Here is a 2,571-nt window from a genome sequence, read left to right on the forward strand (position 1 = left end):
AATGCATAAGGGAACAATGTTCTATAGCCTATATGTTCTAATAAAAATCCAGAAAATACAGGAGTGAAAATCTGAGCAGCCATTGAAAATGTATAGTAGAGGCCTGTATATTTTCCAATATCTGCACTTTGGGCCATTTCAACAACCATAGGATAGGAATTCACATTGATAGCAGCCCAACCTATACCAGTAAAGGCAAAGACTATATTTATAACAGGTGAATACTCCAAAAACCAAAATCCAGAGAAATAAGAAATACTCATCATTACAATCCCAATTATAATAGTTTTCTTTCTACCTATATTAGAAGATATAATTCCTATAGGTATATAGGATAATATGGCAGCCCCTGTAGCAACCATTAATGCATCTGCGAATCCTCCACCCTCCAATCCCCATACATTGACAGCATATCTTGAAAAAGCAGTTATGACTGCATTATAGGCTGTAAACCATAAAAATATAGAGGCAAGGATAAAGTAAAGACTCCTTTTTACCTCGGGGGGAAGTTCTGATTTAGTTTTTCCCTGATTAGATATCTCATCATCTTCAATTGCCGGTCCATCTAAGTCCTCTATTTCTTTGGATAGTTTCCTTTCTCGAATGGTTATCAAAAGTATAGTGACAGCTATGATCATTAATCCAGCAATAGCCATAAAAATCCCCATATAATTAGGATTATGTCCACTAGGTATCAAAATCTTAATCAATATAAGGGTAATAATTCCACCTACAGCACCCATTAAGTTAATAATTGCATTAGCCTTACTCCTCAAAGGCTTAGGTGTTAGGTCAGGCATGAGGGCCACAGCAGGCGAACGATAGGTACTCATAGCCAAGAGGACAATCCCTAAAGCGATAAAGAATAAAGCAAAATTTCTACTATTATCTGCATAAGGGATGACTATCATGAATATGACAGCTAAAATAGTACCTCCTAGAATAAAGGGTGTACGTTTTCCCAATCTAGTATCAACCTTGTCCGAAAGAGCCCCAAAGACAGGCAATAAAAACAAGGCCAAAACATTGTCAATAGCCATTATACCACCAGTTAAGGTCTCTCCTAACTGAAAGGTATTCTGTAGTATAAGAGGAATAATATTATCATACAATTGCCAAAAAGCTGAAATGGACATAAAGGCCAGTCCAATAAAAAAGGTACGCTTATAATTTAATTTCACAAATAAGACCTCCTAAAATATGTATTTTCCTCTATTATAACATAGATAGGATAATATTTTCTGAATAGATTGACAGGGAACAGCCCAAATATTACAGATCCTTAATAAACAATCTGTAAACATACCTTCAAAGAGCGAGAGATAAACCCTATAATAAAGGAAAAGCTCCATATCTTAAGTATGAACACCTATACAAGAAGCAAAATAGAAAGAAAATGAAATGAATATAACTTTAGGGGGTAATAAGTATGAAAAAAATAAATAATGAATTGACTAAGGGCTATACAATAAAAACAAATCCTAATGATAAGGTCCAGCTCTGTAGAATAATAAATGAATATGAAAATATTGAAGAAGCAAAAAAAGATCTAGTAGACTTATTAACTAATTGGGTAACAGAAGAGGAACTCTTAAAGGAATATACTAAGAAGAAAAAATGGTAGGATAGAAGGATTTTTTGGGACTTATGTCTGGTTAAATGTGGGAGATAAGATATTGAGTTAAAATAATAGAAGAGTGGTGGCAATTATCTATCATTGTAGAGTTATCTAATAATTATAATTATTAGATAACTCTACCAAGTTAAAATTAATCTTCGTCTTCATCTAAGATGTCTATAGCCTGGTAAATTTCTTCAGGGGTACAATCAAAATAAGAAGCCATGTATTCCAAAGATTTTTCAAATTTCTGGTCAAAATAATCCTCTATTTCTTCTTCTGTCATAAGGTCTAATTTTTTATAGCCACCTTTACTATTTACAAAATCAGTTAAGTAAATACATAGTAATCTTTCTATTTCTTTAATTTGTTTATTAGTAAATAATATTTTCTCATACTCAAAAGCCTTGGGAAGATCACTTGCATAAATTTTGCAGATTTCTCCAATATCTGTTGCTGGCCTCATAAAAGCAATAAATTTTTCTTCATTCATATCAACGAATTTATCCCAGGCATCTTGAGGACTTAAATTTTTGGTGGTAATTCTTCTGTTTTTAAATATCATTTAATCATCTCTCCTTATAATTTTATTTTAATAGTAACTCTAGCCATGTGTTCTGAAACTTTCAAAGATAGTAGATCATCATAATCTAATTCAGTATCAGAAATGATTTCTTCAATATCATCTATACCATATTGATTTAGATAATCTTCAGTTGCAAATTCAACTAATTCCTCCTTGATACTACAGTTTAGTTCATTAAAATCTAAATAATATCTCATGTTAAAGCTCCTTTCATTTTTTCAAAAGTGGAATTTGAGTCTACTCTTATATATCCACGAGAGGAAGTAATTGTAAAATAATCCAAAAAACTAAACTTTAAACATGGTTTTAAAAAACCATTGACAACACACGATGTTTGTGGTATATTAAAACCATGATAAAAAACAAC

4 protein-coding genes are annotated in these 2,571 nt (G+C 31.7%); 1 reads left to right on the top strand and 3 read right to left on the bottom strand.

Annotated elements, in window-relative coordinates; all coding sequences use genetic code 11:
* Positions 1 to 1,181: MFS transporter (locus tag VK071_11035; protein ID HLR35843.1), on the bottom strand; the 1,181-nt coding region annotated here is incomplete at its 3' end.
* 248 nt (positions 1,182 to 1,429) lie between these two features.
* Between VK071_11035 and VK071_11040 the strand changes: the two genes are divergently transcribed.
* Positions 1,430 to 1,624: a hypothetical protein gene (locus tag VK071_11040; protein ID HLR35844.1), complete on the top strand. Its 195-nt coding sequence runs from the start codon at positions 1,430 to 1,432 to the stop codon at positions 1,622 to 1,624.
* Between the two features lie 145 nt (positions 1,625 to 1,769).
* Here the strand turns inward: VK071_11040 and VK071_11045 are convergent, their stop codons facing one another.
* Positions 1,770 to 2,183, bottom strand: a complete 414-nt coding sequence (locus VK071_11045) for a hypothetical protein (protein HLR35845.1) — start codon at positions 2,181 to 2,183, stop codon at positions 1,770 to 1,772.
* A gap of 14 nt (positions 2,184 to 2,197) precedes the next feature.
* The gene (locus tag VK071_11050) at positions 2,198 to 2,401 is read right to left on the bottom strand and encodes a hypothetical protein (GenBank protein HLR35846.1); all 204 of its coding nucleotides are present in this window, start codon (positions 2,399 to 2,401) and stop codon (positions 2,198 to 2,200) included.
* Positions 2,402 to 2,571 lie beyond the last annotated feature (170 nt).

The organism is Tissierellales bacterium, from assembly GCA_035301805.1.
Taxonomy (GTDB): Bacteria; Bacillota; Clostridia; order Tissierellales; family DATGTQ01; genus DATGTQ01.